At 59.1% G+C, this 25,304-nt stretch carries 16 protein-coding genes and 1 riboswitch; of the genes, 14 read left to right on the top strand and 2 right to left on the bottom strand.

Translation table 11 applies throughout. The features are described from left to right. Positions 1-287: 287 nt before the first annotated feature. The 5 genes from FPT12_RS10775 to argR all read left to right on the top strand — a co-directional run bounded on the left by FPT12_RS10775 (position 288) and on the right by argR (position 4,434). Complete coding sequence (locus FPT12_RS10775; RefSeq protein WP_054593623.1) at positions 288-1,064, top strand: ABC transporter substrate-binding protein; 777 nt, start codon at positions 288-290, stop codon at positions 1,062-1,064. 91 nt (positions 1,065-1,155) lie between these two features. After that, positions 1,156-1,845, top strand: a complete 690-nt coding sequence (locus FPT12_RS10780; protein ID WP_145016252.1) for an ABC transporter permease — start codon at positions 1,156-1,158, stop codon at positions 1,843-1,845. Then, positions 1,842-2,540, top strand: a complete 699-nt coding sequence (locus FPT12_RS10785; protein ID WP_019693167.1) for an ABC transporter permease — start codon at positions 1,842-1,844, stop codon at positions 2,538-2,540. The genes FPT12_RS10780 and FPT12_RS10785 overlap by 4 nt, the downstream gene beginning before the upstream one ends. A 36-nt stretch (positions 2,541-2,576) precedes the next feature. Then, the gene (locus tag FPT12_RS10790) at positions 2,577-3,341 is read left to right on the top strand and encodes an ABC transporter ATP-binding protein (RefSeq protein WP_019693166.1); all 765 of its coding nucleotides are present in this window, start codon (positions 2,577-2,579) and stop codon (positions 3,339-3,341) included. Between the two features lie 112 nt (positions 3,342-3,453). Further along, a complete protein-coding gene (gene argR / locus FPT12_RS10795) occupies positions 3,454-4,434 on the top strand; it encodes a transcriptional regulator ArgR (RefSeq protein ID WP_145016253.1) in 981 nt (326 codons plus the stop codon). Between the two features lie 59 nt (positions 4,435-4,493). Here argR and FPT12_RS10800 read toward each other — a convergent pair whose 3' ends face one another. Beyond that, positions 4,494-12,230, bottom strand: coding sequence for a dermonecrotic toxin domain-containing protein (locus tag FPT12_RS10800; RefSeq protein WP_145016254.1), 7,737 nt, complete (start codon positions 12,228-12,230; stop codon positions 4,494-4,496). 306 nt (positions 12,231-12,536) lie between these two features. On the opposite strand from FPT12_RS10800, the gene FPT12_RS10805 reads away from it, so the two are divergent. The 7 genes from FPT12_RS10805 (at position 12,537) to astE (ending at position 20,346) form a co-directional block, all read left to right on the top strand. Next, complete coding sequence (locus tag FPT12_RS10805; RefSeq protein WP_145016255.1) at positions 12,537-13,757, top strand: aspartate aminotransferase family protein; 1,221 nt, start codon at positions 12,537-12,539, stop codon at positions 13,755-13,757. A gap of 136 nt (positions 13,758-13,893) precedes the next feature. After that, positions 13,894-14,913, top strand: a complete 1,020-nt coding sequence (gene aruF, locus FPT12_RS10810; RefSeq protein ID WP_145016256.1) for an arginine/ornithine succinyltransferase subunit alpha — start codon at positions 13,894-13,896, stop codon at positions 14,911-14,913. 68 nt (positions 14,914-14,981) lie between these two features. Next, entirely contained in the window at positions 14,982-16,007 is a 1,026-nt protein-coding gene (gene astA, locus FPT12_RS10815; RefSeq protein WP_145016257.1) for an arginine N-succinyltransferase, read from the top strand. Next, entirely contained in the window at positions 16,004-17,473 is a 1,470-nt protein-coding gene (gene astD, locus FPT12_RS10820; RefSeq protein WP_178098711.1) for a succinylglutamate-semialdehyde dehydrogenase, read from the top strand. The genes astA and astD overlap by 4 nt, the downstream gene beginning before the upstream one ends. Before the next feature lie 152 nt (positions 17,474-17,625). Further along, the gene (gene astB, locus FPT12_RS10825) at positions 17,626-18,972 is read left to right on the top strand and encodes an N-succinylarginine dihydrolase (RefSeq protein ID WP_019693159.1); all 1,347 of its coding nucleotides are present in this window, start codon (positions 17,626-17,628) and stop codon (positions 18,970-18,972) included. Positions 18,973-19,035: 63 nt separating this feature from the next. Next, entirely contained in the window at positions 19,036-19,323 is a 288-nt protein-coding gene (locus tag FPT12_RS10830) for a hypothetical protein (protein ID WP_019693158.1), read from the top strand. A 12-nt stretch (positions 19,324-19,335) separates the two neighbouring features. Beyond that, positions 19,336-20,346: a succinylglutamate desuccinylase gene (gene astE / locus FPT12_RS10835; protein WP_145016259.1), complete on the top strand. Its 1,011-nt coding sequence runs from the start codon at positions 19,336-19,338 to the stop codon at positions 20,344-20,346. Positions 20,347-20,467: 121 nt separating this feature from the next. Here astE and FPT12_RS10840 read toward each other — a convergent pair whose 3' ends face one another. Continuing rightward, positions 20,468-20,977 (bottom strand): 6,7-dimethyl-8-ribityllumazine synthase, encoded by a 510-nt coding sequence (locus FPT12_RS10840; protein WP_145016260.1) that lies wholly within the window; start codon positions 20,975-20,977, stop codon positions 20,468-20,470. Between the two features lie 120 nt (positions 20,978-21,097). Next, a riboswitch (FMN riboswitch) is annotated at positions 21,098-21,268 on the bottom strand. 216 nt (positions 21,269-21,484) lie between these two features. Between FPT12_RS10840 and ltaE the strand changes: the two genes are divergently transcribed. Both ltaE and alaS read left to right on the top strand, forming a co-directional pair. Then, positions 21,485-22,489 (top strand): low-specificity L-threonine aldolase, encoded by a 1,005-nt coding sequence (gene ltaE / locus FPT12_RS10845; RefSeq protein ID WP_145016261.1) that lies wholly within the window; start codon positions 21,485-21,487, stop codon positions 22,487-22,489. Positions 22,490-22,635: 146 nt separating this feature from the next. Continuing rightward, positions 22,636-25,257, top strand: coding sequence for an alanine--tRNA ligase (gene alaS / locus FPT12_RS10850; RefSeq protein ID WP_145016262.1), 2,622 nt, complete (start codon positions 22,636-22,638; stop codon positions 25,255-25,257). Positions 25,258-25,304 lie beyond the last annotated feature (47 nt).

Consider the following 25,304-nt stretch of genomic DNA (forward strand, 5'->3'; position numbering starts at 1 on the left):
ACATAGATCGGTTCACTGTCTTTTGCTTCTGCATGAATTTGCAGGGCTGTCAATGTGCTTGGTCGGGTTTCTCAGTGCTTCTGTAATTTGTTGTCGCATTGAAGAAATATCGGCTTCGGGCCTGTCGTTAGAATGCCGATCACTCGCTCGCCGTTGCCTGCGTTGAAATCAAAGCTGAATTCAACGCAACAATCCTGCGACGCAGCGCAGCTTTCAATTTCCACCCATTCGCATATTGGGCTGTCGCTCACTCTGCCGTTTTCGCCCTATACCGATGGAGTCCTAAGATGAAGAAACTCGTGCTTCTTGGCGCCCTGGCACTGTCCGTGCTGTCCCTGCCGACGTTCGCCGATGAAAAGCCTCTGAAAATTGGTATCGAGGCGGCTTACCCTCCGTTCGCATCCAAAGCACCGGACGGCAGCATCGTCGGTTTCGACTACGACATCGGCAACGCCCTGTGCGAAGAGATGAAGGTCAAGTGCGTTTGGGTCGAGCAAGAGTTCGACGGTCTGATCCCGGCACTCAAAGTGCGCAAGATCGACGCGATCCTGTCGTCCATGTCGATCACTGACGACCGCAAGAAGTCCGTGGACTTCACCAACAAGTACTACAACACCCCGGCACGTCTGGTGATGAAGGCCGGTACGCAGGTCAGCGACAACCTGGCCGAACTCAAGGGCAAGAAAATCGGCGTGCAACGCGGTTCGATCCACAACCGTTTCGCCGAAGAAGTCCTGAAGCCGTTGGGTGCTGAAATCAAGCCGTACGGCTCGCAGAACGAAATCTACCTGGACGTGGCTGCCGGTCGCCTCGATGGCACCGTGGCCGACGCTACCCTGCTGGATGACGGTTTCCTGAAAACCGACTCGGGCAAGGGCTTCGCGTTTGTCGGCCCGGCCTTCACCGACGAGAAATACTTCGGCGACGGTATTGGTATTGCCGTGCGTAAAGGCGACAAGGCTGAGCTGGACAAGATCAACGCCGCCATCGTCGCCATTCGTGCGAATGGCAAGTACAAGCAAATCCAGGACAAGTACTTCAACTTCGATATTTACGGTAAGTAAATAGTCGCAGCTGTCAGTCCGAAATGGCGCAAGCAACAGGATCTCTGAGGTTTGCGCCATTTTTTCATCCCAACTTTCGAGGACCTGAATCATGTTGAAAGGCTACGGGGCTGTCATCCTCGATGGCGCATGGCTGACGCTTCAGCTCGCCTTGTCGTCCATGGCCTTGGCCATTGTTCTGGGTCTGATCGGGGTCGCATTGCGCCTGTCGCCGGTACGCTGGCTGGCCTGGTTGGGCGATCTGTATTCCACGGTGATCCGCGGGATTCCCGATCTGGTACTGATCCTGCTGATTTTCTACGGCGGTCAGGACTTGCTCAACCGTGTTGCGCCATTGCTCGGCTATGACGACTACATCGACCTGAACCCGTTGGTCGCCGGTATCGGCACCCTGGGTTTCATCTTCGGTGCGTACCTGTCGGAAACCTTCCGTGGGGCCTTCATGGCGATCCCGAAAGGCCAGGCAGAAGCCGGTGCGGCCTACGGCATGAGCAGTTTTCAGGTGTTTTTCCGGGTATTGGTGCCGCAGATGATTCGCCTGGCGATTCCGGGCTTTACCAATAACTGGCTGGTATTGACCAAGGCGACTGCGCTGATTTCGGTGGTCGGTCTGCAAGACATGATGTTCAAGGCCAAGCAGGCGGCAGATGCCACCCGCGAGCCTTTCACCTTCTTCCTCGCAGTGGCCGCGATGTACCTGGTGATCACCAGTGTCTCGTTGCTGGCATTGCGTCACCTTGAGAAGCGCTACTCGGTAGGCGTAAGGGCGGCTGATCTATGATCTTCGACTACAACGTCATTTGGGAGGCCTTGCCGCTGTACTTCGGCGGCCTGGTCACCACCCTGAAACTGCTCGCGCTGTCGCTGCTGTTCGGTTTGCTGGCCGCCTTGCCGCTGGGCTTGATGCGGGTTTCCAAGCAGCCGATCGTCAACATGTCGGCCTGGCTCTACACCTACGTGATCCGCGGCACGCCGATGCTGGTGCAGCTGTTCTTGATCTACTACGGTCTGGCGCAATTCGAAGCGGTACGTGAAAGCTTCCTTTGGCCGTGGCTGTCCAGCGCAACGTTCTGTGCGTGCCTGGCCTTCGCGATCAACACCAGCGCCTACACCGCTGAAATCATCGCCGGCAGCCTGCGGGCCACGCCGAACGGTGAGATCGAAGCGGCCAAGGCCATGGGCATGTCGCGCTTCAAGATGTACAAGCGCATCCTGCTGCCGTCGGCCCTGCGCCGGGCGCTGCCGCAGTACAGCAACGAAGTGATCATGATGCTGCAGACCACCAGTCTGGCGTCCATCGTGACCCTGATCGACATCACCGGTGCCGCGCGTACCGTGAACGCTCAGTACTACTTGCCGTTCGAGGCCTACATCACCGCAGGCGTGTTCTACCTGTGCATGACGTTCATTCTGGTGCGTCTGTTCAAGATGGCCGAGCACCGCTGGCTGGGCTATCTGGCCCCGCGCAAGCACTGAAACCACTGACTGACTGTTTTTGTGAGAACCGACAGCATGTACAAACTTGAAGTCCAAGACCTGCATAAACGCTATGGCAGTCACGAAGTGCTCAAGGGCGTGTCCCTGAAAGCGGCAGCCGGCGATGTGATCAGCATCATCGGTTCCAGTGGCTCCGGTAAAAGTACTTTCCTGCGTTGCATCAACCTGCTTGAGCAACCGCACGCCGGCAAGATTCTGCTCAACAACGAAGAGCTGAAGCTGGTGGCGAACAAGGACGGTGCGCTGAAAGCCGCCGACCCGAAACAACTGCAACGCATGCGTTCGCGGCTGTCGATGGTGTTCCAGCATTTCAATCTGTGGTCGCACATGACCGCGATGGAAAACATCATGGAGGCGCCGGTCCATGTGCTTGGCATGTCCAAGGCCGAAGCCCGTGAAAAGGCCGAGCTGTATCTGGCCAAGGTTGGCGTGTCCCATCGCAAGGATGCTTACCCTGGCCATATGTCCGGTGGTGAGCAGCAGCGTGTGGCGATTGCCCGTGCGTTGGCGATGGAACCTGAGGTGATGCTGTTCGACGAGCCAACCTCGGCACTCGACCCCGAGCTGGTGGGCGACGTGTTGAAAGTGATGCAGGCGCTGGCCCAGGAAGGCCGGACCATGGTCGTGGTCACGCACGAAATGGGCTTTGCCCGTGAAGTGTCGAACCAGTTGGTGTTCCTGCACAAAGGCGTGGTTGAAGAAAGCGGCAACCCGCGTGAAGTGCTGGTCAATCCACAGTCCGAACGTCTGCAACAATTCCTCTCGGGCAGCCTGAAGTAATCGCTCCCGTTACGCACCCAATTAGGTCATGCTGCGCACCGCGCGCCAGATGGTCTAATTTGGTTGCAGCCGCCTTCGGCTTTAACACTGTTTTCGTTTCGGATTGCCCGCCATGACTGCCCATCGAATTGGTTTCCTGATTTGGCCCAGCACTAAAGCCTTGACGCTGGCGCTGGCCGAGGAGGCCTTGCGTGTTGCTCAGCGGGTGCATCCGGAAGTTGTTTACGAACTCTCGTTCCTGCAGGCCGAAATGCCGGCCGAAGGGGCCTGGCAATTGCCGGGCGAGCCGTGGACCGGCAAGCTGGAAAATTTCCAGAAACTGTTTCTGCTGGCCGATGAGCCGCCGACGGCGTTGGCACCGGCGCTCAGCAGCGCACTCAAGCAACTGGTGCGTGCCGGTTGTGTGATTGGCGGTTTGTCGGCCGGTGTTTATCCGCTGGCCCAGCTCGGTTTGCTCGATGGTTATCGTGCGGCGGTGCACTGGCGTTGGCAGGACGATTTCGCCGAGCGTTTCCCCAAGGTTATTGCCACCAGTCATCTGTTCGATTGGGATCGCGATCGCCTGACCGCATGCGGCGGGATGTCGGTGCTCGATCTGTTGCTGGCGGTGCTGGCCCGTGATCACGGCGCTGAACTGGCCGGTGCGGTGTCTGAAGAACTGGTGGTCGAACGCATTCGTGAGGGCGGAGAGCGTCAGCGCATTCCGTTGCAGAATCGCCTCGGCTCCAGCCATCCAAAGCTCACGCAAGCCGTGTTGCTGATGGAAGCCAACATCGAAGAACCGCTGACCACCGACGAAATCGCCCAGCATGTGTGCGTGTCCCGTCGGCAGTTGGAGCGGATCTTCAAGCAGTACCTCAACCGTGTGCCGAGCCAGTACTACCTGGAGCTGCGCCTGAACAAGGCCCGGCAGATGTTGATGCAAACCAGCAAGTCGATCATCCAGATCGGCCTGTCGTGTGGTTTCTCCTCGGGGCCGCACTTCTCCAGCGCCTACCGCAACTTCTTCGGCGCCACGCCGCGGGAAGATCGCAACCAGCGGCGCAGCAGCAGTCCGTTTGAATTGTCGTCGGCGCCTTCAGAGCGCGGCTAGTCGTTGCCTGAGACGGCCATGGGAAGTGCTCCCATGGCCTTATAGGTTCAAGTAATCGTTCAACTTTCCAATTCAACGTCCGGCGCAAGGTCGGTAGGGCGTGGCATTCCGGCCACTCCGGTGATGTTCAATGTGTTTCCCGTTTGATAGTAGTAAGCCGCAACGCGCTGCAGGCTTTCCGGGGAGAGTGGATTATTCCTGAAGTCGAAATTGGCCGTGATATCGGGGTCGGCCTCCATCAACTCGATCGGCATTTCGGTGATTGCGTTATTGGACAGATCAGCGTGAATCAAGCTGGCGCTGTTGAACAATCCCTTCGGCGCTTCGGTGAGCCCGGAATTGCTCAGATCCAGCGAATGCAATCTCGTCATGTTGCTCAGGTCGGGCGTCAGGCCTAGCAAGTTGTCTCTGAGATTCAGGCTGTCGAGGTTTTCCATACCGGCTAGTGCATCCAGGGTTTGCCGGGTCAGGGTGATGTTGCACTCTGGCAGGCTTAGCGCCGTCAAGCTGCGCATTGCGAAGACTGCGTCGGGAATGTTCTCCAGCTGATAACCCTGGACAGCAAGGCTTTCCAGCTTGGGGAAATAATCCAGGAACCGACTTGCCTTGGGGGCAATGTTCCCTGTGCTTGTCAGGTAGAGTTCGCGGACATGCCCGAAGTCGGCTGTCAGCACAGGCAGGTCGCCTATGATCGACAGGTTGGAGGTGAAGCCGAACTCGTCAAAGGACACGCCCTCTGTCGGTATTTGACGCCAGCACCGCTCCAGGCTTTCCTTGAACTTCATTCTTTTGTATTGCTCTTGCAGCAGGTCTTCGGCATTCAGCGGTTCACCGGTGACGGGGTCGTTGGGGATATCGGTCATCCACACGGTAAGGTCGCGGCTCAAGTCGGCGAGTTCGGTGTGTTTGTGTGCCAATTCGATGCGTCCATCGGCCAGTGTGCCGGGCAGGCGATAGATGAATTCGCTTGCTTGTTCGTCGCTGAAACTTGGGTATAGCGCTGTTACTTGGTCAATATCGGCCTGGTTGGCCAATACTCCAAAGTCTTTTCCGGTTCGCTGGTAGTAGGCTTTTATCTGCTCCAGGGTCGTTGTTGAGAGTGGATTGTTGCCGAAATCAAATCCATCGCCGACCTCGGCGGACAGGTTGTAGATCTCGCGTGGGAATTCAGTTATCCGGTTGCCGCTCAAGATGGCGGTTTGAAGTCGAGGATGACTCGACAGACCGACTGGAACACGCTCAATGCCAGTGCTGGAGAGGTCGATAAAGGTCAGCGTTGGCAGGGCCGCTACATCCGGGACATGGCCCAGTGGATTATTGAACAGGTCCAGCATTTCCAGGCGGGGTAGCGAGGAAAGTGCTGTCTGCGCCTCGGCCTCGAATACCACGCCACAATTGCTCAATACCAGATTCTCGAGTGATGGCATGCCGGTAATCGCCTGAGGTACGCGACCCAGGGCGAAATTGCGCATTTCCAGGTGTTCTAGACCGGTAAAGCACTCAAGGAAGCGGGAAGAGACACCCAAGGCCTTGCTGCCGTTGAAGGCCAGTGCCGAGACATGGCTGAAGTCTGCTGTCAGCTCTGGCATATCACCGATAAAGGCCAGGTCCGCTATGAGCGAGTCGGCCCTGAGTTCTGGCTGCTCTACCAACCTTTGGCGCCAGAATAGCTCCAGTCTCTGGCGGAACTCGTTTCTCGCGATGCGCTCTGCGCTCTTGTCGAGGGGGCTCAAAGGATCGCCGGTCGAGGGGTTATGCGCTGGAATGTCATCGACCCAGACGCTGAGGTCGCTGGTGAGCTGAGCAATTTCCGTTTCCCAGTACGTGAGCTGAGTGCGGCCGTCTTCCAGTGTTCCGGGCAGTTTATAGATGACATGGCTTGCGCCTTCGGTATCCAGGCCAGAAAACAGTGCGCGTGCGCGATCGATATCGGCCTGTTCTGCCAGTACAGCGAAGTCATTTCCGTTTTTAGCGTAGTAGGCCTTGATTCGGTCTCGGCTGATTGACGACAACGGGTTATTGGCGAGATTAGTCCCATCGGCGAGATCGAGGTCAAGATCAAAGAAGGCGTCGGGCAGATCGGTTATCTGGTTGCCATTGAGAATCGCGGTTCTTAGATACTGACGGCTGGTGAGACCGTTTGGCAGGCTGGCAATACCGGTGTTGGACAGTCGAATGTCGTTCAGTTCCGGCATGGCCTCTATGTCGGGTGCGATCGCCAGTGGGTTGTCACTCAGATTCAGAGCTTCAAGCCGGCCCAGAGATGAAAGTGCGGCCTGGCTTTGGGGCGTGAGTGTCACGCGGCAATGGGCCAATGTCAGCTCCTTGAGGGCCGGCATGCGGGTGATGGCCTGGGGCACTTGATCCAGCGTGAAGTGATGCATTTCCAGACTGTGCAAATTCGGGAAGAGTTCGAGGAACGGGCCGGTTGCGCGGATCGCGTTGTTGCCCCTGAGTTCCAGGCTTGAAACATGGCTGAAGTCCGCGGTCATCAGCGGCATGTCACCGGAGAAAGTCAGATTGGCTATCAGGTGGTCGTCGCGCATCCGGGAAACTTCTGGTCGACGACGCCAGAACTGTTCCAATTGTTGTTTGAACTCTGCCCTGGAGACGTGCTCGGCGTACATCTGCTCGGCGTTGAGCAATTGACCGGTGACAGGGTGCCGATCAGGAACCTGGCGTTCCCATATCGTCAGGTCGCCGGACAGCTGCGTGATCTCCGTTCTCCAGCGTCCGAGTTGGAGCCGGCTATCTTCCAGTGTTCCGGGCAAGTCATAGATCACATCACTGGCGTCTTGCGAGTCCAGGGCTGGAAACAGCTCTTTGGCCAAGTCGATATCAGCTTTGTCGGCCCAAACTCCGAAGTCTTGCCCGGTTTCACGGAAATAGGTTTTTATCCGGTCTCGGGTTGCTGTCGATAACGGATTGTCCGAAAAATCAAACCCGTCACTGCGATGGCCGGGAAGATCAAAGAAGGCGTCGGGCAGTTCGGTAATCAGGTTGCCATTGAAGATGGCGGTACTCAGGTTTGGATGGTCCACCAGACCGGCGGGAACATTGGAAATGCCGGCATTGGACAGATTGATGTACGTCAACCTGGGCAGAGTCGTTACGTCGGGTGCCGTACCCAATGGATTGTCGATCAGTTCCAGCGTGTCAAGGTTGTTCAGTGAGGAAAGCGCTGTCTGACCTTCAGGTGTCAGCACTACGCTGCAATCGTCCAGTACCAATGCGTTGAGCTGCGGCATGCTGGTGATCGCCTGGGGCACTTGATCCAGAGCAAAGTCACGCAGATCCAGGCGTCGCAACCCCGTGAAGCGCTGCAGGAATGGGGTGGTTGCAGAAATGCTGGTGTTGCCAGTCAGGGTCAGGCTGGAAACATGGCTGAAATCCGCAGTCAGTTCCGGCATGTCCCCCATGAATTCCAGGGTCGAGACAAACTGGTCGTTCAATCTGCTGCGCCAAGCCTGTTCCAGTTGTTGCCCGAATGTTCTTCTTGCGTCCTGTTCGTTGAACTGTTCATTGATATTGAGAGGCTGGCCGGTCGAGGGCGCGCGCTCAGGAACGTTTCTGGCCCAGTGCGTAAGGTTGTCGTTCAACTGGGTATATTCGGTCTCCCAGTTCGTGAGTTGAACTCGACCTTGAGCCAACGTTCCGGGCAAGCGATACAACAGGTTAGTCGCTTGATGAGCGGTCAGGTCTGGAAACAGGGTTGTTGTCCGATCGATATCCGCCTGCTCGGCCAAAACCCCGAAGTGTTTCCCGGTTCGATTGTAGTGAGTCTTTACTCGCTCTCGAGTGGTTGCGGACAGCGGGTTGTCTGCAAAATCCAATCCGTCACTGAAGTTGCTGGATAAAGTGAAGAGCGCGTCGGGCAGTTCGGTAATCCGGTTGCCATCGAATCTGCCGGTTATGAATTGAAGATGATCCAACAGGCCGGCTGGCGGCGTGGAAATACCCGTATTGGCCAGATTGAGGTGCGTCAGCGAGCGCATGGCTTGTATATCAGGCGCGACTGCCAGCGGGTTGTCCTGTAGATCCAGCAGGGAGAGCTCGGTCAAGGAAGAGAGCAACTGCTGGTTGGCGGGGGAGAGTGTAATGCCGCAGTTACGCACGACCAGTTGTCGAAGTGTCGGCAGTGAAGTGATGGATTGAGGCAAGTTCTGCAGGTTGAAGTTCTGAACGTCCAGGAACAGCAACCCGGGGAAGTTCTGTAAAAAAGGCTCGAGAGCATGGGTGCTGGTGCTGCCACTGATCGTCAGAGCGGAAACATGACTGAAGTCGGCGTTCAGGGGAGGGAGGTCGCCCAGTATCGGCTCCCGTAGATCAAGCATATAACCAGCCGGTCCGCGTGTTTGCCGTTGCCAGCAACGTTGGATAGCGTCCTTGAGCAACATGCGATTTCGCAAGTCTGCTCGGCGCTGAAGCGGTGTGAGCGCGAGCCCACTGTCGGGGTCGCTATGCGGTACGTCGTTCGCCCAGCCATGCAGGTCATTGGCGAGTCGCTCATATTCGTGGCCCAGGCGGGAAAGTTCGCCACGCACGCCTGCCGGGTGGCTCTGCCACCTGGAAATAAACGCCTGGACTTCCTCGGGGGAATGGCCCGGATAAATCTCTCGCACCCTCTCTTCCAGGGTGAAGGTTCGTTCGTTCGTGGTGCGCACAGTACGCAAGATTCGTGGGTAACCGTCAGCACCCAACAGACGCAGCGTATCAATGGCCGGCTCCTGAACCGGCGGATTGGAAATCGCCACCCGAAGCTCGCTGCGCTCCATGGGCTGCTCGCGGATCGCGTTTTTCAGCTTCTGCGTCTGGCCGATCTGGAGGTTCAGGGCCTGGCGTTCGGCGTCCGGCAGGGCGTACAAAACACTGGCGTAGAAGTCGGTCGCCGAATGCAGTTCCAGGCCGCGGTCGTCGTAAGGCTGATAGGTGCCGTCGGTCTGTCGCACCAGGATTTTTTGTACCGGCGCATCGGCCCGTCCGGTGCTGTCGAGCATGGGCCCTTCGTAACGCCGCTCGCGGATTTCGATCCGTACGTCACCGCTCCAGCCAGGTAAGCGCTTGAGGCTATGCAATGCCAGCGTGTCGGAATCCGGGTTGCTCACGGAGTCCAGCTCCAGCCCTTCATAGGCGCGGGTGACGCGCACTTCCTGATTGGCCAGTTGCATCAGATCTTGTTGGCGCTGCGGTAATTGCCCTTCGCTGATGTGTATCAGCTCATCCCCGGTGGCGGTGTTGAGCAATTCCCGGGTGATGCTGACCGGCAACTGAGGGTCGTGTTGAGTGATCGGTTGTGCCAACGGATCTTCGATGCGTTCGAGCGCTTGGTAGCGCGATTCGAACATTGCCGTTCGTTGTTGCCAGGCGAGTTGGGCGAGTTGCTTTCTCAATGTCTGGGTGCGGACAGGCAGCGCGGGCGTCGGACCACCGAACTTTTCTCCCAGCAGTGCTTTGATTTCACTGTCCTCAAGCGAATGAAGCAGCGTTTTGAGCAGGTCGCCGTCCATCAGGCGGTCCTGACGAAGCTCTATCAGCGGCAAGGTTTCGTCGCTGGAGGACTGCCAGGCGACTTCTCCTTGTTGATCCACCCAGCGCAGCCGTTTGCTGGCCGGCCATTGGCCGTGTTCATCGAGGAGTTGCAGCTGCATCAACGGATCGGCGCTGAGATAATCCTCGGGCAAGTCGCTAGCCAGTTGATCGACGAAGCGTTGAAGATCCTGATCGATCTTGAAGCGTTTGATGCTGTCGGCCAGCAGCGGCGGAAGGGGTTCCTGATCGACATGCATTTTGCGCAGGGCGTCTTCGTTGTAGCCGCTGACCTGAAGAATCGTCTCGCGTTCGGCCGGGGAAAAGGATTCGACCGATTGGCCGATCCGGCGCAACGCCGTGGGTTTGTCCCACTCCAGCGGCTGCTCGAGCTCGGTATGCCAGGCGCCGTCGCCGTTGTGCCGTACCAGCGGTTTATAAGCGTCGGGGCGGGTTGGGTGTTCAATCCGGTACTGGCCAGGGATCGGGCTTTCGCTCAGCGCAAAGTGCGCGTCTTCGAGGGGCAGCAGTTGTTTTCCCTGGTGCTGATGCAGGCCCCGTTCATCGGGCCTGGAATCCACACCCGGAATGGATTTCTGCTCATAGCGGGCGAGGTCCGGTTCCCAGTACCGGGTTTGGCCATTGGGCAGCTCGACGGGCTTGAAACGGTCGATAAAGGCGACAATCTCTTTGGGCAAGATTTTGCGAAACTCACCCGCGCCAATGGCGCCGCCTATCGCAAAGGTCCCCAGCTGGATCAGCGATTCCACGGTTCCCATGAAGTGCTCGAAGGCTTCGGTGGTTCGGCCCTGCGCCCACTCGATGATCCCTTCGAAGGCTTCGTCGAGCAATTGGTAGGCCATGTACGCCATCATTGCTTCACCCAGCACGGGCACAAACGGCGCGATGATGAACGCCGCGGTCTGGAGAATCGACGAGGCTATGTTGACCAGCGAATCCCAGAACGCCCAACGGGCTTTCTGATCGACGGCTGCCGTCGGGACGGCGATGCTCCGGGCGTCATTAAGGATTTTGTTGAGTTTTGCCTGATAGAGGTGCTGCCACAGGTTGTCGTTGAACGGCATGAATGCCGTTTGCAGATCGGGACGGTCGAGGGGCGTTTCCCGCCAGGTGGGCTCCGAGCTTCCCGCGACGGGCGGGTGCCACTTCACCTTTGCCAGGCGCTCATTGAGGCTGGCGAAGAAAAAACCGCGATGTTCGTGGTTCACGAACCGGCTGAAAAATTGTTGGTAATCCTTCGAACGCAACTGCCGGGTCAGTTCGATGACCATCTCGAGCGCCGAGGCGTATTCCTTGATCGGGTGCTCGGGGTCATCCGGCACATAGGCCACCACTCTGGCGGTTTTTTGAACCTGATCCAGATCGGGGGCAAACACGACGATGCCGGTGAGCGGAGCGGACATCATCGTCAGGTCATGACACAACACGGCCTGCCCGTTGACCCGCAAGCCTTGCAGCCCGTCGAGCAAACCGCCGATCAGGCGAAAGTAACTCTCCGAGATGTCACGGTTCATCCGCGCCATTTGCAGCGCTGCCCGTATTGCCGCTTTTTGACTGTCATCGATTTTCTGGCGCAGAACCGTCGCCGCGACCGGATCGGAAAAACCGAGGTTGTCTTCGAGATAGGTTTTGTACTGGCCACCGATATCCAGCTCTCGGCACAGTTTGGTAAAGGCCGGGATGCTCAGTTTGGCTTTGATCAAGGGCAGTGTGTCGAACTGCCCGGTCGCAGAGGGCTGGGTGATGTAGGTCGAATCGGTTTCGTAGGCAGTGTCTTGCGTTTCTTTCTCTTCGAAGTTATGCAGCGCGGCGTCCAGCAGCGACACCGTCCAGGCGCGAGCCCCGGTCTTGACCGGAAACCACGGCGTCGTCGCGGGTACGTACAGGCGCAGGAAGGTTGTCCTGACGTCCAGCTCCAGGCCGAAGCGGTTTTTCAGCGCTTCTTTGAGCAACGGTTCGGCGAAGGCACTGGCGTCTTGCAAGTGCTCCAGCCGTTGGTCGACATCACTTTGAGCGGTCCAGTGTGCGGCGTTAAGAGCCTTGAGTTCCTGGTGCTGCGCGGCCGGTGCGGCCTGGAGCCGGGCCAGCAGTTGCGGCTGAGTGTTCTGCAGCGCCTGGCGCCGGGCAGGCGAGGCCTTGCCCAGCCATTCGGGAATTGCATTTTGCAGGTGTTGGTAGTGGCTATCGGGGTGTTCCGAAAAGATTGTGTCGGTTGAAACTGTCGGTTGCTGTCCTTCAGACAAATACATCGCGCCATTCCTTGAGCGTTGAAAGAGCTCATAGCAAATCAGGAAGTGGCGAGCGGAATGCGGTACATAGTTAGGGGGCGGGCGAGCTCCAGAAATCAAATCCCGGCAACCCTGCCGCTAATCCCCCCGGGCAGTTTAAACTGCGCCTTTGCGACGCTATTTGTCGCATTGCCGTAAACCCGGAGAAATCCGGGGTTTGCGCTATAAGAAGTTGTCGCTTGGCGGCAAGGCCGGGCTGAAAACTGTCCTTACAATCCCCCCATCGCTCGCCAGTTTCAGGCGGGTGTTTCTCATCAGGAGACTCCGATGTCCGTTGAGCACGCTGCGGTACAACGCGCCGATTTTGACCAGGTAATGGTTCCCAACTATGCGCCTGCCGCTTTCATTCCGGTACGTGGCGCCGGTTCCCGTGTTTGGGACCAGTCTGGCCGCGAGCTGATCGACTTCGCCGGCGGGATTGCGGTTAACGTATTGGGCCATGCGCACCCGGCACTGGTCGGTGCCTTGACCGAGCAAGCGAACAAGCTGTGGCACGTGTCCAACGTGTTCACCAATGAGCCGGCCCTGCGCCTGGCCCATAAGCTGATCGATGCGACCTTCGCCGAACGCGTGTTCTTCTGCAACTCTGGCGCCGAAGCCAACGAGGCCGCCTTCAAGCTGGCCCGTCGTGTGGCTCACGATCGTTTCGGTCCAGAGAAGTACGAAATCATCGCCGCGCTCAACAGCTTCCACGGCCGTACGCTGTTCACCGTGAACGTCGGTGGCCAGTCGAAGTACTCCGACGGTTTCGGTCCGAAAATCACCGGCATCACTCACGTCAAGTTCAACGATCTGGACGCGCTCAAAGCGGCCATTTCCGACAAAACCTGCGCGGTAGTGCTGGAGCCGATTCAGGGCGAAGGCGGCGTATTGCCGGCTGATCTTGCGTACCTGCAAGGCGCCCGCGAGCTGTGCACCCAACACAACGCACTGCTGATTTTCGACGAAGTACAAACCGGTATGGGCCGCAGCGGCGAGCTGTTCGCCTACCAGCATTACGGCGTGACGCCGGACATCCTGACCAGCGCCAAGAGCCTGGGCGGCGGTTTCCCGATCGCGGCGATGCTGACCAGCGAAGCGCTGGCCAAACACCTGGTGGTCGGCACCCACGGCACCACTTACGGTGGCAACCCGTTGGCGTGCGCCGTCGCTGAAGCGGTGATCGACGTGGTCAACACGCCGCAAGTGCTGAATGGCGTCAAAGCCAAGCACGACCTGTTCAAGTCTCGCCTGGAGCAGATCGGCGCCAAGTACGGCCTGTTCACCCAAGTGCGTGGCCTGGGCCTGCTGCTCGGCTGCGTCTTGAGCGAGGCCTGGAAAGGCAAGGCCAAGGACGTGTTCAACGCGGCTGAAAAAGAAGGCCTGATGATTCTGCAAGCCGGCCCGGACGTGATTCGCTTCGCGCCAAGCCTGGTGGTTGAAGACGCAGACATCGAAGAGGGCCTGGAGCGCTTCGAGCGCGCCGTGGCCAAACTGACTCAAGCCTGATTCAGGCTGCGGTACCGCTCGGCGCCTATTCTTAGGGACAGGCGCCGAGACAATTTTCCTGTGCCGGGCCTGCCCGGCATTTTTTTCCCCGAGTCGGCGCCTTTCGTCGACCTGATGTTAAGTAAGGAGTGACACCATGCTGGTGATGCGTCCCGCGCAAATGGCTGATCTGGGCGAGGTACAGCGTCTGGCTGCGGACAGCCCGATTGGTGTCACCTCCTTACCGGATGATGTCGAACGCCTGAGCGACAAGATCGCAGCAAGCGAAGCCTCGTTCGCTGCCGAAGTCAGCTTCAACGGTGAAGAGAGCTACTTCTTCGTCCTCGAAGACACCGCCACCGGCAAACTGGCGGGCTGCTCGGCCATCGTCGCGTCGGCCGGTTATTCCGAGCCGTTCTACAGTTTCCGTAATGAAACCTTCGTGCACGCCTCTCGCGAGCTGAAGATTCATAACAAGATTCATGTGCTCTCCCAGTGCCACGACCTGACCGGCAACAGCCTGCTGACCAGCTTCTACGTGCTGCCGGAGCTGGTCGGTTCGGCCTGGTCGGAACTCAACTCTCGCGGTCGCCTGCTGTTCGTCGCCAGCCATCCGGAGCGTTTCGCCGATTCGGTGGTCACCGAAATCGTCGGTTACAGCGACGAAAATGGCGATTCGCCGTTCTGGGATGCCATCGGTCGCAACTTCTTCGACCTCAACTACGCCGAAGCCGAGCGTCTGTGCGGGCTCAAGAGCCGGACCTTCCTCGCCGAACTGATGCCGCATTATCCAATCTACGTGCCGCTGCTGCCGGACGCCGCCCAAGAGGCGATGGGCCAGGTGCACCCACGGGCGCAGATCACCTTCGACATCCTGATGCGCGAAGGCTTCGAGACCGATCACTACATCGACATTTTCGACGGTGGCCCGACCCTGCACGCACGTGTCTCGGGGATCCGCTCGATCGCCCAGAGCCGTGTAGTGCCGGTGAAAATCGGCGAACCGGTCAAAGGCGCCGGTCGTCAGTACCTGGTGGCCAATGCCCAATTGCAGGATTACCGCGCGGTATTGCTCGAGCTGGATTATGCGCCGGGCAAACCGGTAACCCTGGATCTTGAAGCCGCCGAGGCCTTGGGCGTCGGTGAAGGTGCCAGCGTGCGTCTGGTGGCAGTTTAAGGCCCGATTTCAGGCTTAAGAGCAGCGAGTTTTGCGGGTGGCCTGAGCGACCCGTTTAAGGAGATAGCATGATCGTTCGTCCCGTACGCAGCAGCGATTTACCCGCGCTGATCGACCTGGCCCGCAGCACCGGCACCGGCCTGACCACCTTGCCGGCCAACGAGGAGCGTCTGGCTCATCGGGTTGGCTGGGCTGAAAAGACCTTTCGCGGCGAAGCGGGGCGCGGCGACGCGGACTACCTGTTCGTGCTTGAAGACGATAATGGTCGCGTGGTCGGTATTTCCGCGATTGCCGGCGCTGTCGGCCTGCGTGAGCCTTGGTACAACTTCCGGGTCGGTCTGACCGTCAGCGCGTCGCAAGAGCTGAACATCTACCGTGAAATCCCGACGCTGTTCCTGGCCAACGACCTGACTGGCAATTCCGAGCTGTGCTCGTTGTTCCTGCACGCCGACTTCCGATCCGGCCTCAACGGCCGCATGTTGGCCAAGGCGCGGATGCTGTTCATCGCCGAATTCCCGGAGCTGTTCGGCAACAAGATCATTGCCGAGATGCGCGGTGTGTCCGATGAAGCCGGCCGATCGCCGTTCTGGGAAAGCCTGGGTCGGCACTTCTTCAAAATGGAATTCAGCCAGGCCGATTACCTGACGGGCGTGGGCAACAAGGCGTTCATCGCCGAGCTGATGCCGAAATTCCCGTTGTACACCTGCTTCCTCTCTGAAGACGCGCGCAATGTGATCGGTAAGGTTCATCCTGACACCGAGCCGGCGCTGGCGATGCTCAAGAGCGAAGGGTTCAGCTATCAGGGTTACGTCGACATCTTCGACGCCGGCCCGGCCGTTGAATGCGAAACCGGCAAGATCCGTGCGGTCCGCGACAGCCAGGCGCTGGTACTGGCCATCGGCACCCCGGGTGACGACGCCACACCATTTTTGATTCACAACCGCAAACGCGAAGACTGCCGGATCACTGCCGCTCCCGCACGCTTTGCCGCCGGTACCCTGGTGGTTGACCCGTTGACCGCCAAACGTCTTCAACTCAATGCCGGCGATCAAGTACGTGCCGTGCCGTTGTCTGCTGCTCGGGAGTCGAAATAATGAATTCGCTATACATCGCCGGTGAGTGGCTGCCTGGCCAGGGTGACACGTTCGAATCGCTGAACCCGGTCACCCAGCACGTGCTGTGGTCGGGGCAGGGTGCCAGCGCCGCTCAGGTCGAGAGCGCCGTGCAAGCTGCGCGTCAGGCCTTCCCGGCCTGGGCCAAACGCTCCCTGGAAGATCGCATCGGCGTGCTGGAAGCGTTTGCCGCCAGCCTGAAAAAACACGCTGACGAACTGGCTCACTGCATCGGTGAAGAAACCGGCAAGCCGCTGTGGGAAGCTGCGACTGAAGTGACCAGCATGGTCAACAAGATCGCCATTTCGGTGCAGAGCTACCGCGAGCGTACCGGCGAGAAGAGCGGCCCGCTGGGTGACGCCACTGCCGTGCTACGCCACAAGCCTCATGGCGTGGTGGCGGTGTTTGGTCCTTACAACTTCCCTGGGCATTTGCCGAACGGTCACATCGTTCCGGCGCTACTGGCCGGTAACAGCGTGCTGTTCAAGCCAAGCGAACTGACCCCGAAAGTTGCCGAACTGACGGTCAAGTGCTGGATCGAAGCCGGCCTGCCTGCTGGCGTGCTGAACCTCTTGCAAGGCGCGCGTGAAACCGGGATCGCCCTGGCGGCCAATCCGGGTATCGACGGTCTGTTCTTCACTGGTTCCAGCCGTACCGGCAACCACCTGCATGCGCAGTTCTCCGGTCGTCCGGACAAGATCCTCGCGCTGGAGATGGGCGGCAACAACCCGCTGGTGGTCGATCAGGTCGCAGACCTTGATGCTGCGGTGTACACGATCATTCAGTCGGCGTTTATTTCTGCCGGTCAGCGTTGCACCTGCGCCCGTCGCTTGCTGGTACCGCAAGGCGCCTGGGGCGACACGCTGCTGGCGCGTCTGGTGGCGGTCAGTGCGACCATTGACGTCGGCGCATTTGATCAGCAACCGGCACCGTTCATGGGCTCGGTGGTTTCTCTGGCCGCTGCCAAGGCACTGATGGATGCGCAAGAACATTTGCTCGCCAACGGCGCCGTGTCGCTGCTGGAAATGACCCAGCCTCAGGCTAACGCCGCGTTGCTGACCCCGGGCATTCTTGATGTGAGCGCGGTTGCCGATCGCCCTGACGAAGAGCTGTTCGGCCCGTTGCTGCAAGTGATCCGTTACGCTGATTTCGAGGCGGCAATCGCTGAAGCCAACAACACCCAATACGGTCTGGCGGCAGGTTTGCTGTCGGATTCCGAAGCGCGTTATCAGCAGTTCTGGCTGGAAAGCCGCGCCGGTATCGTCAACTGGAACAAACAGCTGACCGGCGCCGCGAGCAGCGCACCGTTCGGCGGTGTGGGTGCCTCGGGCAACCATCGCGCCAGTGCCTATTACGCCGCGGATTACTGCGCGTACCCGGTGGCCTCGCTGGAAACCCCAAGCCTGACCTTGCCGGCCGCCCTGACGCCTGGCGTAAAAATGGCGTGATACCCAATCGCGAGCAAGCTCGCTCCCACAAGGGCGATGAAATCCCTGTGGGAGCGAGCTTGCTCCGGGCGGCGATCCGACGATGGCCGCGCCTCGGTCTTGAAGAACAGTTACTGAAGCCTATAACAACAGATTTTCGTGGAGCCTCGCTGATGAAATCCTATGAAGTCAATTTTGACGGTCTAGTGGGGCCGACCCATAACTACGGCGGTCTGTCCTACGGCAACGTCGCGTCCCAGAGCAACAGCCAGCAGTCTTCCAATCCGAAGGAAGCGGCGCTGCAAGGCCTGGCGAAAATGAAAGCGCTGATGGAAATGGGCTTTCAGCAAGGCGTTCTCGCGCCGCAAGAGCGTCCGGATGTCGGCGCGCTGCGCAGCCTGGGTTTCAGCGGCACTGACGCTCAAGTGATCGAGCAAGCCGCCAAACAGGCGATGCCATTGCTGGTTGCCAGCTGCTCGGCGTCGAGCATGTGGGTGGCCAACGCCGCCACCGTCAGCCCGAGCGCTGATACCGCCGACGGTCGTGTGCATTTCACCGCCGCCAACCTCAACTGCAAATATCACCGCAGCATCGAGCACCCGACCACCAGCCGCGTGCTGGGGGCGATGTTCGCCGACCAGAAACACTTCGCCCATCACGCAGCATTGCCTGCTGTGGCGCAGTTCGGTGACGAAGGCGCCGCCAACCACACGCGCTTCTGTCGTGAATACGGTGAAGCCGGTGTCGAGTTCTTCGTGTTCGGTCGCAGCGCGTTCGATACCCGCTACCCGGCACCGCAGAAGTACCCTGCGCGTCAGACCCTCGAAGCTTCGCAAGCGGTTGCCCGTCTGCACGGCTTGAGCGATGACGGCGTGGTGTACGCCCAACAGAATCCTTCGGTGATCGACCAGGGCGTGTTCCACAACGACGTGATCGCGGTCGGTAACGGTGAAGCGCTGTTCTATCACGAGGACGCATTCCTCGACACCGAGCAGATGCTGGCTGAGCTGTCGGCCAAGCTGGCCAAGCGTGGCGGCCAGTTCAAGGCGATCTGCGTGCCGCGTTCCCAGGTGTCGGTCGAAGACGCCGTGCGTTCTTACCTGTTCAACAGCCAGTTGCTGTCGCGCGCTGACGGTTCGATGCTGCTGATCGTGCCGCAAGAGTGCCAGAACAACCCACGCGTCTGGCAGTACCTGCAAGAGCTGACCAGCTCTGGCGGCCTGATTCGCGAAGTGAAAGTCTTCGATCTCAAGCAAAGCATGCAGAACGGCGGTGGCCCGGCTTGCCTGCGGTTGCGTGTCGCACTGAATGAAACTGAGCTGGCAGCCGTCAACCCAGGGGTTATCATGACCCCGCCGTTGTATGGCACGCTGACCCAATGGGTCGACAAGCACTACCGTGACCGCATGACCGAAAGCGATCTGGCGGACCCACAATTGTTGCTTGAGTGCCGGACGGCACTGGATGAACTGACGCAAATCCTTAAACTGGGCGCGGTTTATCCATTCCAGATCAATTGAAAGCCCGCGTCCTGCTCATGAAGCGCCGGACGCGTTGCTTTATCTCCCGATGAGAACGTAAAAATGAGCGATACCCTGCAGCTGATTCTTGAAGACACCGACGGCACTCAGCTGGAAACCTCTTGCACCCGCGTTGCGGTAATGTGGCAGGGCAAAGAGTTGTGGATCCAGCACGACGGCCGTGGCCAGCTGCTGATCGGCGTTGACGTCGAAGAAGGTGATGCCGAATACGCCAACCTGCTGTTGCGCCCATTGGCGACTAATCTGGTAAGTCTGCAACTGGAAATGGAACCGGCTGAAATCGGTGACGAAGACCACGTGCACGGCCCGGATTGCAAACACGATCACTAAGGAATTCGCTCTATGCTCGCCCTCGGCAAACTGCTTGAACTGACCCTCGCCGGCCGTGAACCGGCGGAGAAGACTCAACTGACTGTCGAAGGCGTGCGGATGCGCTGGCTGAGCGAAGGGGCGCTGGAAGTCCGGCCCCCCGAGGCTCGCGACAATGGCCTGGACTTGCTGTTGTCGGCCGGCATCCACGGTAACGAAACAGCGCCGATCGAGTTGCTCGATCGCCTGTTGCATGACATCGCCCGCGGAGAGTTGAAGCCGCGCGCACGTATTCTGTTCCTGTTCGGCAACCCCGAGGCCATGCGTCGCGGCGAGCGTTTTATCGAGCAGGACGTCAATCGGCTGTTCAATGGCCGTCACGAACTCAGCAGTGGCTCTGAAGCGTTGCGAGCCTGTGAGCTGGAGCGTCTGGCAGCGAGTTTCTTCAACCTGCCCGACCGCGACCGTTTGCACTACGACCTGCACACCGCGATCCGTGGCTCGAAGATCGAGCAGTTCGCGTTGTATCCCTGGAAAGAAGGTCGCCAGCATTCCCGTCATGAACTGGCCCGCCTGCGCGCTGCCGGCATGGAGGCGGTGCTGTTGCAGAACAAGCCGTCCATCGTTTTCAGTTCGTACACCTACGACAAGCTCGATGCCGAGTCTTTCACTCTTGAGCTGGGCAAGGCCCGGCCGTTCGGGCAGAACGACGGGGTCAACGTCTCGCGCCTTGAAACCCTTTTGAAGCAGATCATCGAAGGCACCGAGCCTGCGTTGGCAGAAGAGAGCCTGGAGGGTTTGCAGCTGTTCAGCGTGGCGCGGGAAATCATCAAGCACAGTGACAGCTTCCACTTGAACCTGCCGGCGGATGTCGAGAACTTCTCGGAGCTGAAAAAGGGTTATCTGCTGGCCGAAGACATCGCCCAGACCCGCTGGATCGTCGAGGAGGAGGGGGCGCGAATCATCTTCCCGAACCCGAAAGTCAAAAACGGCCTGCGCGCCGGGATTTTGATCGTGCCGAGCACCGGCGAGAACCTGGTCTGAAGTCACCCTGGAACCAATGTGGGAGCGAGCCTGCTCGCGATGAGGGAGTGTCAGCCGACATAAATGTTGACTGACCCACCGCCATCGCGAGCAGGCTCGCTCCCACAGGTTTTTGCGGTGTTTAGACCGCTACTGCGCGGTGTTCAGTGCGACGCAGCGCACGCGTCTTGTGCAGCGTGTCGGCGCAGGTCTTTGCCGCTTCCTGGCCCTTGTGCACGAAGTGCTCGAAGAAGAACTTCTGGTGCTCTTCGCCGGCATGGAAGTGGTGCGGGGTCAGCACGACCGAGAACACCGGCACTTCAGTTTCCAGTTGAACCTGCATCAGGCCGCTGATCACCGACTGGGCGACGAATTCGTGACGGTAGATGCCGCCGTCAACCACTAAACCTGCAGCGACGATGCCGGCGTAACGACCGGATTTGGCCAGCAGCTTGGCGTGCAGTGGAATTTCAAAGGCGCCGCCGACTTCAAAAAAGTCGATATCCGATTCCTGATAGCCCTGGGCGACCATCTCGCTGACGAAGCCATTACGGCTCTGATCAACGATTTCCTTGTGCCAGCATGCCTGGATAAACGCTACGCGCTCAACCGGATGGTTTTTGCTTTTGCTATCGATTGCGGTGGGTTGCATCTGTTCTGACTCCTGTTTGTGTGAAAAACAGGGCGTTATGAATCGAATGGGATTTAAGGGTACGTGCAGGTCAGACGTGCAGTGTATGCGCGTTGCCCACGGACGGCCCTTTGGTGCCAATCCCGTTCTCTCTTCATCCGGACTATGACCGTCGGCCCCGGGATCACACCGGGTCTGCTGACCTTGCCGTCACCTGCTGCCGAAGCATCGGTGACACCAAGCGCTCGCGGGCTATGCGCATTGCGCGCAATTACCGCCGGTGGGGAGTTACACCCCGCCCTGAGAACGTTTTGCTGCCAGGTTTTCTGGCGGCGGAGAGTTTTTAACACATATTTGTGGGCTGCGCATCGCTGCTTTCTGACGATATACATCGGTTTTTCCGTTGGCTTGAGCTGGCTTTTCCTGGCCCGGGCCTTGATTAATCAAGGCATTGGCCGCAGTAATCCTCTTCGAAAGAGATTTCCCTTATCAGCAGCGACGTTAGCGTCCTATTCCGAGGCCTGATTCATGAGTGTTATCGATCTTCGCAGCGACACCGTCACCCAACCGACCGCAGGGATGCTTAACGCGATGGCCAAGGCGGCCACCGGGGATGACGTCTACGGCGAAGATCCGACGGTCAATCAGCTTGAGGCCGGACTGGCCAGGCGCCTGGGCTTTGCCGCGGCGTTGTTCGTGCCGACGGGTACCATGAGCAACCTGCTGGGGTTGATGGCCCATTGCGAGCGCGGTGACGAGTACATTGTTGGCCAGCAGGCGCACACCTATAAGTACGAAGGTGGCGGGGCCGCGGTGTTGGGCTCGATCCAGCCGCAGCCGCTGGAATTTCAAGCCGACGGTTCGCTGGACCTGGCTCAGGTGGCAGCAGCGATCAAGCCGGACGACTTCCACTTTGCCCGGACCCGGCTGCTGGCGCTGGAAAACACCATGCAAGGCAAAGTATTGCCGCTGGAATATCTGGCGCGGGCTCGTAGTTTTACCCGTGAGCACGGTCTGTCGCTGCACCTGGACGGCGCGCGGTTGTACAACGCAGCGGTCAGGCTGGGCGTCGATGCGCGGGAAATCACTCGGCACTTCGATTCGGTGTCGGTGTGCCTGTCCAAAGGCCTTGGCGCTCCGATCGGATCGGTGCTCTGTGGTTCGGCCGAGTTGATCGGCAAGGCCCGACGCCTGCGCAAGATGGTGGGCGGCGGCATGCGTCAGGCCGGCATCCTCGCAGCGGCAGGCTTGTATGCGCTGGATCACAATGTGCAACGCCTGGCGGATGACCACGCCAATGCGCAGTTTCTGGCTGAAGGTCTGAGCGCGGCGGGGTATGCAGTCGAGCCGGTACAGACCAATATGGTCTACGTGCAAATGGGCGATAAATGCGAGGCGCTCAAGGCGTTTGCCGGTGAGCGCGGGATCAAGCTCAGCGCCGCTTCACGTTTGCGCATGGTCACTCACATGGATGTCAGCCGGGCGCAGATCGAGCAGGTGATCGCGACTTTCGTCGAGTTTTCGCAAAACTGAAGGTGTTAGCCGTCCAATTGACTGTTTGTATCGTACAAACACACTGTACCTGCTCACTAACGCCGATATAATGCGGCCCTTTGCCGTCGCTTCGTCTGTTGACGATTCGTACAGGCCTTTGGCCGCAGTCTCCGTGGAAGAACCTAATGAAAAGCGCAGAAATCCGTGAAGCCTTCCTTCGCTTCTTCGAAGAGCAAGGCCACACCCGTGTAGCCTCCAGCTCTTTGATTCCGGGCAACGACCCAACCCTGCTGTTCACTAACGCGGGGATGAACCAGTTCAAGGACTGCTTTCTGGGCCAGGAAAAGCGCGCCTATACCCGCGCCGTCAGCAGCCAGAAGTGCGTCCGCGCCGGTGGCAAGCACAACGACCTGGAAAACGTCGGTTATACCGCTCGTCACCACACCTTCTTCGAAATGCTGGGTAACTTCAGCTTCGGTGACTACTTCAAGCGTGATGCGATCACCTACGCCTGGACCTTCCTGACCTCGGACAAGTGGCTGAACCTGCCGAAGGAAAAGCTCTGGGTCACGGTCTACGCCAGCGATGACGAGGCGTACGACATCTGGACCAAGGAAGTCGGGGTTCCGGCCGAACGCATGGTTCGTATCGGTGACAACAAAGGCGCGCCATACGCCTCCGACAACTTCTGGACTATGGGCGATACCGGCCCGTGCGGTCCTTGCACCGAGATTTTCTACGATCACGGCGCCGACATCTGGGGTGGCCCACCGGGCTCGCCAGAGGAAGACGGCGACCGTTACATCGAAATCTGGAACAACGTGTTCATGCAGTTCAACCGCACCGCCGATGGCGTGTTGCACCCGTTGCCAGCGCCGTCGGTGGATACCGGCATGGGCCTGGAGCGGATCAGTGCCGTGCTGCAGCACGTTCACTCGAACTATGAAATCGACCTGTTCCAGAGCCTGCTGAGCGCTTCGGCCAAGGCCATCGGTTGCACGAACGACAACCAGGCTTCGCTGAAAGTCGTGGCTGACCACATCCGTTCCTGCGGTTTCCTGATCGCCGACGGCGTGCTGCCGTCCAACGAAGGTCGCGGTTACGTGCTGCGCCGGATCATTCGTCGTGCGTGCCGTCACGGCAACAAACTGGGCGCCAAAGGCAGCTTCTTCTATCAGATCGTTGGCGCACTGGTTGCCGAGATGGGCGAAGCCTTCCCAGAGCTGAAATCCCAGCAGGCGCACATCGAGCGCGTGCTGAAAGCCGAAGAAGAGCAGTTCGCCAAAACCCTGGAGCAGGGCTTGAAGATCCTCGAGCAGGATCTGGCCGAACTCAAAGGCGATGTGGTGCCAGGCGACGTGGTGTTCAAGTTGTACGACACCTACGGTTTCCCGATGGACCTGACCGGCGACATCGCTCGCGAGCGCAGCCTGACCATCGACGAAGCAGGTTTCGAGCGCGAAATGGAAGCCCAGCGTGTCCGTGCCCGTTCGGCCAGCTCCTTTGGCATGGACTACAACAGCCTGGTCAAGGTTGATGTAGCCACCGAGTTCACCGGTTACACCGCTCACAGTGGCTCGGCCAAAATTGTTGCTCTGTATAAAGACGGGCAATCGGTCGACGTATTGAGCGAAGGCGAAGAGGGCGTGGTCGTTCTCGATCAGACGCCGTTCTATGCGGAATCCGGCGGTCAGATCGGTGACTGCGGTTACCTGCAGGCGGGTGCCGCGCGTTTCGACGTGCGCGATACCACCAAGACTGGCGGTGCGTTCCTGCACCACGGTGTGCTGGATTCGGGCAGCCTGACTATTGGCTCGCCAGTTCAGGCTCAGGTGGATGCCGACGTACGTCACGCCACTTCGCTGAACCACTCCGCCACGCACTTGCTGCACGCGGCATTGCGCCAGGTGCTGGGCGAGCACGTTCAGCAGAAAGGCTCGCTGGTCGACAGTCAGCGTCTACGCTTTGACTTCAGCCACTTTGAAGCGATCAAGCCTGAACAGCTGAAAGCGCTGGAAGAAATCGTCAACGCCGAAATTCGCAAGAACTCCGAAGTTGAAACCGAAGAAACCGATATCGACACCGCCAAGCAAAAAGGCGCCATGGCGCTGTTCGGCGAGAAGTACGGCGACAGCGTGCGCGTACTGAGCATGGGCGACTTCTCCGTTGAGCTGTGCGGTGGCATTCACGCCAATCGTACCGGCGACATCGGCCTGCTGAAAATCACCAGCGAAGGCGGCGTGGCTTCTGGCGTACGTCGTATCGAAGCGGTGACAGGCGCTGCGGCACTGGCTTACCTGAACGCTGCGGAAGAGCAACTCAAGGAAGCGGCCAACCTGGTCAAGGGCAGCCGCGACAACCTGATCGACAAGCTGTCGGCTGTGCTTGAGCGCAACCGTCTGCTGGAAAAGCAACTCGAGCAGTTGCAAGCCAAGGCCGCCAGCGCGGCGGGCGACGACCTGTCGGCTTCTGCCCAGGACGTCAAAGGCGTGAAAGTACTGGCCGTGCGTCTCGACGGTCAGGACGGCAAGACGCTGCTGGCGCTGGTCGATCAACTGAAGAACAAACTCGGCCGCGCAGTGATCCTGCTCGGCAGTGTCCATGAGGAAAAGGTCGTGCTGGTTGCGGGTGTGACCAAGGACCTGACTGGCCAACTCAAAGCCGGTGATTTGATGAAGCAAGCCGCTGCGGCAGTGGGCGGGAAGGGCGGTGGTCGTCCAGACATGGCGCAAGGCGGCGGTACCGACGCTGGCGCACTGGATGCTGCATTGGCCCTGACCGTGCCGTTTGTAGAGCAGGGTATTTAAGGCTGCGTGCCGAGCCCGTTGTCTAGTGGCGGGCTTCGCAGCTGTTT

The sequence above is a fragment of the Pseudomonas sp. H3(2019) genome, assembly GCF_007713465.1.
GTDB lineage: Bacteria > Pseudomonadota > Gammaproteobacteria > Pseudomonadales > Pseudomonadaceae > Aquipseudomonas.

Excerpts from the sequence above, each read along its gene's own strand:
- FPT12_RS10775 (WP_054593623.1), top strand. The coding sequence starts at position 288 with ATGAAGAAACTCGTGCTTCTTGGCGCCCTGGCACTGTCCGTGCTGTCC.
- FPT12_RS10780 (WP_145016252.1), top strand. The coding sequence starts at position 1,156 with ATGTTGAAAGGCTACGGGGCTGTCATCCTCGATGGCGCATGGCTGACG.
- FPT12_RS10785 (WP_019693167.1), top strand. The coding sequence starts at position 1,842 with ATGATCTTCGACTACAACGTCATTTGGGAGGCCTTGCCGCTGTACTTC.
- FPT12_RS10790 (WP_019693166.1), top strand. The coding sequence starts at position 2,577 with ATGTACAAACTTGAAGTCCAAGACCTGCATAAACGCTATGGCAGTCAC.
- argR (WP_145016253.1), top strand. The coding sequence starts at position 3,454 with ATGACTGCCCATCGAATTGGTTTCCTGATTTGGCCCAGCACTAAAGCC.
- FPT12_RS10800 (WP_145016254.1), bottom strand. The coding sequence starts at position 12,230 with ATGTATTTGTCTGAAGGACAGCAACCGACAGTTTCAACCGACACAATC.
- FPT12_RS10805 (WP_145016255.1), top strand. The coding sequence starts at position 12,537 with ATGTCCGTTGAGCACGCTGCGGTACAACGCGCCGATTTTGACCAGGTA.
- aruF (WP_145016256.1), top strand. The coding sequence starts at position 13,894 with ATGCTGGTGATGCGTCCCGCGCAAATGGCTGATCTGGGCGAGGTACAG.
- astA (WP_145016257.1), top strand. The coding sequence starts at position 14,982 with ATGATCGTTCGTCCCGTACGCAGCAGCGATTTACCCGCGCTGATCGAC.
- astB (WP_019693159.1), top strand. The coding sequence starts at position 17,626 with ATGAAATCCTATGAAGTCAATTTTGACGGTCTAGTGGGGCCGACCCAT.
- FPT12_RS10830 (WP_019693158.1), top strand. The coding sequence starts at position 19,036 with ATGAGCGATACCCTGCAGCTGATTCTTGAAGACACCGACGGCACTCAG.
- astE (WP_145016259.1), top strand. The coding sequence starts at position 19,336 with ATGCTCGCCCTCGGCAAACTGCTTGAACTGACCCTCGCCGGCCGTGAA.
- FPT12_RS10840 (WP_145016260.1), bottom strand. The coding sequence starts at position 20,977 with ATGCAACCCACCGCAATCGATAGCAAAAGCAAAAACCATCCGGTTGAG.
- ltaE (WP_145016261.1), top strand. The coding sequence starts at position 21,485 with ATGAGTGTTATCGATCTTCGCAGCGACACCGTCACCCAACCGACCGCA.
- alaS (WP_145016262.1), top strand. The coding sequence starts at position 22,636 with ATGAAAAGCGCAGAAATCCGTGAAGCCTTCCTTCGCTTCTTCGAAGAG.